Raw genomic sequence first — 6,791 nt, 5'->3', positions numbered from 1 at the left:
CCGGGCAGGCCGGCCGCCGGGCAGCCTGGCCGCCGGGCACAGTGGCCGCGGTGCCCGGCGGTGCCCGGGCGCCTAGCCGATCGCCCGCCGCAGGTCCTCGACCAGGTCGGCGCCGTCCTCGATGCCGACCGACAGCCGGACGAGGTCGGCCGGCACCGCGGCGTCGGAGCCCTCGACGGACTGGTGGGTCATCGCCTGGGGCACCTCGATCAGCGACTCGACCCCGCCGAGGGACTCGGCCAGGGTGAAGACCCGCGTGCGCTCCGCGATGCCGCGGGCGTCGGCGTGGCGGAAGCTGACCATCCCGCTGAAGCCGGGCCAGCGGACGTCGGAGACCCCGGGGACGTCGCGCAGGAACGCGCTGACGACGGCCGCGTTCTCGGCGTGGGCGCGCATCCGCAGCGCGAGGGTGCGCAGCCCGCGGTGGGTGAGGAACGTGTCGAACGGCCCGGGGACGGCACCGATCGCGTTCTGCACGAAGCGCACCTGGTCGTGGTGCTCCTCCGACGCCGTGATCACCGCACCGCCGACCGTGTCGGAGTGACCGGCCAGGTACTTCGTCGTGGAGTGCACGACCGCGTCGGCGCCGAGCTCGAGCGGCCGCTGGTTGATCGGGGTGGCGAACGTGTTGTCGACCGCCACGAACGCGTTCCTGGACCGCGCCACGACGCCTGCGACGTCGACGACGTTGAGGAGCGGGTTGGTCGGGGTCTCGACCCAGATCAGCCGGGTGTCGTCGCGGACCGCGGCGGCCAGGGCGTCGAGGTCGGTCTGGTCGACCATCGTGTACTGGAGGCCCCACTTCGTCAGGACCTTGTCGACGAGCCGGAACGTGCCGCCGTAGAGGTCGCCGGGGATGACGACGTGGTCGCCGGCGGAGCAGATCGCCGTCAGCAGGGCGTGCGTGGCGGCCATGCCGGAGGAGAACGCGGAGCCGTGCCCGCCCTCCAGGTCGCCGAGCGCACGTTCGAGGGCCGCCCGGGTCGGGTTGGCGCTGCGGGCGTAGTCGAAGTCGCCCACGAACTCGCCGACCCGCGGCTGCCGGAACGTCGAGGTCTGGTGGATCGCCGGGATGACCGAGCCGTAGGTCGGGTCGGGGTCCAGCCCGGCGTGCACGACGCGGGTCGCGAGCGCGTCCCGGGTCGGGGCGACGCCCGGGGCCGGGGCCGTGTGCGGGGTCGATCCTGCGGGGTCCGGCGTCGACGCGCTCATCGGGCCAGCGCCTCGAGCAGGTCCGCGCGGGTCAGGATGCCCGCCGGGCGGCCCTCGCGGGTGACGAGCAGCGCCTGCCGGTCGCCCGACAGCAGCTCGACCGCCTCGCGGACCGGGTCACCGGCCGAGACGGCTGGGAACGGCACCTCCATCACGTCGACGATGCGGGCGTCCAGGGCGTCAGGATCGCCGACGGCCCGCTTCAGCACGCCGCGCTCGCCGATCGACCCGACGACGGCCCGACCGTCGTGCGCGGAGACGACGGGCAGCTGGGAGACGCGGTGCTCGTGCAGCAGCGCGACGGCCTCCCGGACGGGCTGGTCGGTGCGGACCGTGACGAGCGACGGGAGGGTGTCGTCGTGCTTGCGCAGCAGGACGTCGCCGACGGACTCCTCGCCGGTGCGCTCGAGGAACCCGTACTCGGTCATCCACGTGTCGGAGTAGATCTTGCTGAGGTAGGAGCGACCGCCGTCGGGCAGGATCACGACGACCAGCGCGTCGGGGTCGTCGATGGTCGCGGCGACCTCGAGCGCGGCGTGCACGGCCGTGCCGCAGGAGCCGCCGGTGAGGATCCCCTCCGTCATCGCCAGGCGGCGCGTCGTCAGGAACGAGTCGCGGTCGCTGACGCGCACCCACCGGTCGACGATCGACGGGTCGAACGTGGTGGGCCAGAAGTCCTCGCCGACGCCCTCGACGAGGTAGCCCTTCACGTCGTCCTCGGTGGGTGCGGCGTAGATCGAGCCGACCGGGTCCGCGCCGACCACGACGAGGTCCGGGCTCTGCTCCTTGAGGTACCGGGCGGTGCCGGTGATCGTGCCGCCGGTCCCGACGCCGACCACCAGGTGCGTGATGCGCCCGCCGGTCTGCTCCCAGATCTCCGGTCCGGTCGACGCGTAGTGCGCGGCGGGGTTGGCCGCGTTGGCGTACTGGTTGGGCTTGAACGCCCCGGGGATCTCGGCGGCGAGGCGGTCGGAGACGGAGTAGTAGGACTCGGGGTCGTCCGGCTCGACGTTCGTGGGGCAGACGACGACCTGGGCACCGTAGGCGCGAAGCAGGTCGATCTTCTCGCGGGACATCTTGTCCGGCATCACCGCGATCACCTGATAGCCCTTCAGCCGCGCCGCGATCGCCAGGCCGGTGCCGGTGTTGCCCGACGTGGGCTCGACGATCGTGCCGCCGGGGCGCAGCAGCCCGTCGCGCTCGGCCGCCTCGATCATCGCGATCGCCACGCGGTCCTTGATCGAGCCGCCGGGGTTGAGGTACTCGACCTTCGCCACGAGCTGCGGGTTCAGGTCGGCGCCGATGCGGCTGAGCCGGACCAGCGGCGTGCCGCCGATGGCGTCGAGGATCGAGTCCTTGATGTCCGGGATCAGCGACGTCCCGGTCCGTGTCGACGCGTTCATTCCCTCATCGTACTCGACGCCGAACGATCTTCGGAAGAAAGGCGGCGAACCCGAAGGATCACCAGGCCGTAGGATCGACGGCGACATGGCCATCTCCCCGAGCGCATCCCTGGACGACGTCGACCGCCGCATCGTCGAGGCCCTCGCCGCCGACGCGCGGATCTCGAACGCCGCTCTCGCCGAGCAGGTCGGGATCGCGCCCTCGACGTGCCTGACCCGGGTGGCCCGCCTCCGCGAGCGCGACGTCCTGCGCGGGTTCCACGCCGAGGTCGACCTCGCCGCCCTGGGGCGCCCGCTCCAGGCGGTCGTCGCGGTGCGCCTCGCCGCGCACGACCGCGAGCAGATCCAGCGGTTCACCGAGACGATCAACGCGCTGCCGGGCGTCCTCATGGTCTTCCACGTCACGGGGCAGATCGACTACCTCGTGTGGGTGGCCGCCACCGACACCCAGGACCTGCGGCGGTTCGTGGTCGACCACCTGACCACGCATCCCGCCGTCGCCCACGCCGAGACGTCGCTCGTCTACGAGCACACCCGGGGGCCGGGGGTCCTCGGGTCCGTGGACGCCGGCTGACCCGCGATCCGCGGACGGTCCGCCACGGACCGCCGCGTCGGGGCCCCGGCCGCGGACCGCCGTGGCGGATCTGACCCGGGGCGCCCGCTCCGGACCCCGGCCCCGGGCGCCCGCCGCTCAGCCGGTGGCGCCGGCCTCGATCGATCCGCCGGTGGGCGCGGGGACGTCGGCCTCGTCGAGGACGCCGTTGGCCTCGGCGACGATCCGGACGATGTCGGCCATGATCACCGAGATGTCGAAGTCCTTCGGCGTGTAGACGCCCGCGACGCCCGCGTCGGCCAGCGGCTGCGCGTCGGCCTCGGGAATGATCCCGCCGACGATGACGGGCACCTCGACGCCCTTGTCGCGCAGCTCCTGGATCACGGCCGGGATCAGCTCGAGGTGGCTGCCGGAGAGGATCGACAGGCCGATGACGTGCACGCCCTCCTGCTCGGCGGAACGGGCGATCTGCTCCGGCGTCAGGCGGATGCCCTCGTAGACGACGTCCATGCCCACGTCGCGGGCGCGCACGGCGATCTGCTCCGCGCCGTTGGAGTGGCCGTCGAGGCCCGGCTTGCCGACGAGGATCTTGATCCGGCGGCCCATCGCCTCGGAGACCCGCTCGACCTCGGCCTGGACCTGCTCGAGCTCCGCGGAGCGGTCCGTCGTGGACGCGGCCTCGCCGACGCCCGTGGGACCGCGGTACTCGCCGAAGGCGGCACGCAGCGTCTTGGCCCACTCGCCGGTCGTGACGCCCGCGCGGGCGGCGTCGATCGACGCGGGCATGATGTTCTCGTCGCTCGCGGCGACCTCGGCGAGGCGCGTGAGCGCGGCGTCCACGGCGACCTGGTCGCGGCCGGCGCGCCACTCGGCCAGCGCGGTCTTGGCCTGCTCCTCGACGGCGTGGTCGACGGTCATGATGCCGCCGTCGCCCGCCGCGGTGAGGGGGGAGGGCTCCGTCTCGGTGTACTTGTTGATGCCGACGACGGTGAGCTCGTGCTTCTCGATGCGGGCGATCCGCTCGCGGTGGCTCTCCACGAGCGAGCTCTTCATGTAGTCGACGGCCTCGACGGCGCCGCCGTGCTCGGCGACGACGGCCATCTCGGCCCGGGCGCCCTCGAGCAGCTCCTCGACGAGGCCCTCCATGACGACGGAGCCCTCGAAGATGTCGGGGTACTCGAGCAGGTCGGTCTCGAACGCGAGGACCTGCTGGATCCGCAGCGCCCACTGCTGGTCCCAGGCGCGGGGCAGGCCGAGGGCCTCGTTCCAGGCCGGCAGCTGCAGCGCGCGGGCACGGGCGTTGCGGCCCAGGGTGACGGCGAGCGCCTCGAGCACGATGCGCTGGACGTTGTTCTCCGGCTGCGCCTCGGTCAGGCCGAGCGAGTTGACCTGCACGCCGTAGCGGAACCGCAGGGCCTTCTCGTCGGTGATCCCGTACCGGTCGCGACCCAGGGCCTCCCACAGGACGCCCATCGCGCGGAGCTTCGCGTGCTCCTCGATGAACCGCACGCCCGCGTTGACGAAGAACGAGATGCGGGCGAAGACCTTCGGCATCACCGACGGGTCGACCCGCTCCGCGGCGGCGTCGAGGACCGCGATCGCGTTGGACATCGCGTAGGCGATCTCCTGGACCGGCGTGGCCCCGGCCTCCTGCAGGTGGTAGCTGCAGATGTTGATCGGGTTCCACTTCGGGACGTGCTCGACCGTGTAGGCGATCATGTCCGCGATCAGCCGCATCGAGGGACCGGGCGGGAACGCGTAGGTGCCGCGCGCCAGGAACTCCTTGATGATGTCGTTCTGCGTGGTGCCCTGCAGGCGGCGCTGGACCTCCTCGGGATCCGTGTCCGCGTCCTGCTCCTCGGCGGCGACGATGTACATCGAGAGCATCCACGCGGCCACCGCGTTGATCGTCATCGACGTGTTCATCGTCTCGAGCGGGATGCCGTCCATGAGGACCCGCATGTCGCCGATGTGCGAGACCGGGACGCCGACCTTGCCGACCTCGCCCCGCGCGAGCGTGTCGTCGGGGTCGTAGCCCGTCTGCGTCGGCAGGTCGAACGCCACCGACAGGCCGGTCTGGCCCTTGGCGAGGTTCCCCCGGTAGAGCTCGTTGGACGCCTTCGCCGTCGAGTGGCCGGCGTAGGTCCGCATGAGCCAGGGACGGTCCGGCTTCGGCAGGCGTGGGCTGGTCATCCCGGGAGTGTATGACGCATCCCGCCCCCGGGGGCGTGCGGAGCCCGCGCGGACCTACGCGGGGTAGGAACCGCCCCGGGAGGAGGCACCCCGGGGGTCCGCCGGAGCGCCGGGACGCCGCGCGGCGGACGGGACCACGCGGGTCTCGGGCCTCCCGACCGGGGCGCGACGGTCGCGTCCTACGGCAGGATGCGGGCCTCGCGGTAGCGGTCCAGCGCGCGGAGGACGGACTCCTCCGTGCGGCGGTGGCCGGTGAACCCCAGGTCGCGGCTGCGTCCCATGTCGGCGAAGACCTCGAACGGCCGGCCCAGGTCGGCGTCGGTGTGCCACCAGGAGGCCACGCGGGAGAGGTCGGGCTCGACGAGGCCCTCGCGCCGGGCGATCGCGGCCCACGCCTCCTCCTGTCCCGCCATCTGCTGCTCGAGCGGTCGCGGCTCGCCCTCGAAGCCCTCCGGCCGGACGCCGAGGTGCTCGGCGATCCGCGGCCACAGGTGCCGCCAGCGGAAGACGTCGCCGTTGACGACGTTGAACGCCGTGTCGGCGGCGGCGGGCGAGGTGGCCGCCCAGACCATGTGCTCCGCGAGGAGGTCGGCGTCGGTGACGTCGCAGACGCCGTTCCACTGGGCGTCGGACCCCGGGAAGACGAACGGCCGGTCCTGCTCGCGGCAGAGCGCGGCCTGCGCGCCGATCGTCAGGCCCATGTTCATGGCGTTGCCGACGGCGAAGCCCATCACGGTGTGCGACCGGTGGACGCTCCAGGTGCTCCCCATCCGCTCCGCGGCGGCGAAGAGCTCGTCCTCCTGGTCGTAGTAGAAGTTCGCGACGTCGAGACGCGGCTCCTCCTCGCGGAACGGCGTGTCGGGCACCTCGCCCGTGCCGTAGGCCTCGAACGGCCCGAGGTAGTGCTTCAGGCCGGTCACCAGGGCGACGTGCCGGACGCTCCCCGCGGGCTCGAGCGCCGCGAAGAGGTTGCGCATCATCGCGGTGTTGACCTCGCGGTTCTCGTCCTCCGTGTCGCGCTTGGACCACGAGGTGTAGAAGACGTGCGTCGGCGCGATCCCGTCCAGCGCGGCCGCGAGACCCTCGGGGTCCAGCAGGTCGCCCGCGACGGTCCGGGTCCCGGCGGGCGCCTCGCCGGGCCGGCGGGCCAGGCCCACGACCTCGCCGCCGCGGTCGGCCAGCAGGCGCACGATCGCGCCGCCGGTGATGCCGCTGGAGCCCACGACGAGGGCGACGGGGATCTCGGGTTCGGACACTGGGGACCACCTCTCTCGCGCCGGGGGAGGCGCGTCGACTGGGACGGACGCTACCCGCGGCGCGGCCGGGCACCCGGGCGACGGGCGTCGTACGGGGCACGCGGCCGGGAGCGCGGGTCCTCGGCGGCCCGAGTCCGCCTTGCGGCCGGGTCGTCGGGGGGGGGGGGGGGGGGG

At 73.2% G+C, this 6,791-nt stretch carries 5 protein-coding genes; 1 reads left to right on the top strand and 4 read right to left on the bottom strand.

The window, feature by feature from the left end; genetic code table 11:
* Nucleotides 1–72: 72 nt before the first annotated feature.
* Both Q7T67_RS09810 and Q7T67_RS09805 read right to left on the bottom strand, forming a co-directional pair.
* Nucleotides 73–1,212 carry a PLP-dependent transferase gene (locus Q7T67_RS09810; protein ID WP_304788544.1) on the bottom strand — a complete coding sequence of 380 codons (1,140 nt, stop codon included), beginning with the start codon at nt 1,210–1,212 and terminating at the stop codon, nt 73–75.
* The gene (locus Q7T67_RS09805) at nt 1,209–2,615 is read right to left on the bottom strand and encodes a cystathionine beta-synthase (protein ID WP_304788542.1); all 1,407 of its coding nucleotides are present in this window, start codon (nt 2,613–2,615) and stop codon (nt 1,209–1,211) included. The genes Q7T67_RS09810 and Q7T67_RS09805 overlap by 4 nt, the downstream gene beginning before the upstream one ends.
* 85 nt (nt 2,616–2,700) lie before the next feature.
* Between Q7T67_RS09805 and Q7T67_RS09800 the strand changes: the two genes are divergently transcribed.
* Nucleotides 2,701–3,189, top strand: coding sequence for an Lrp/AsnC family transcriptional regulator (locus Q7T67_RS09800; protein ID WP_304788540.1), 489 nt, complete (start codon nt 2,701–2,703; stop codon nt 3,187–3,189).
* 117 nt (nt 3,190–3,306) lie between these two features.
* On the opposite strand, the gene Q7T67_RS09795 is transcribed toward Q7T67_RS09800, so the two are convergent.
* Nucleotides 3,307–5,361 carry a protein meaA gene (locus Q7T67_RS09795; protein ID WP_304788538.1) on the bottom strand — a complete coding sequence of 685 codons (2,055 nt, stop codon included), beginning with the start codon at nt 5,359–5,361 and terminating at the stop codon, nt 3,307–3,309.
* A 179-nt stretch (nt 5,362–5,540) separates the two neighbouring features.
* The gene (locus Q7T67_RS09790; protein ID WP_304788536.1) at nt 5,541–6,617 is read right to left on the bottom strand and encodes an SDR family oxidoreductase; all 1,077 of its coding nucleotides are present in this window, start codon (nt 6,615–6,617) and stop codon (nt 5,541–5,543) included.
* Between the last annotated feature and the right edge of the window lie 174 nt (nt 6,618–6,791).

Origin of the sequence: Patulibacter sp. (assembly GCF_030655195.1) — a bacterium.
In the GTDB taxonomy this organism is placed as follows: domain Bacteria; phylum Actinomycetota; class Thermoleophilia; order Solirubrobacterales; family Solirubrobacteraceae; genus Patulibacter.
The sequence above is the reverse complement of the archived record's forward strand: the minus strand, read 5'-3'. Positions and strand labels throughout refer to the sequence as shown.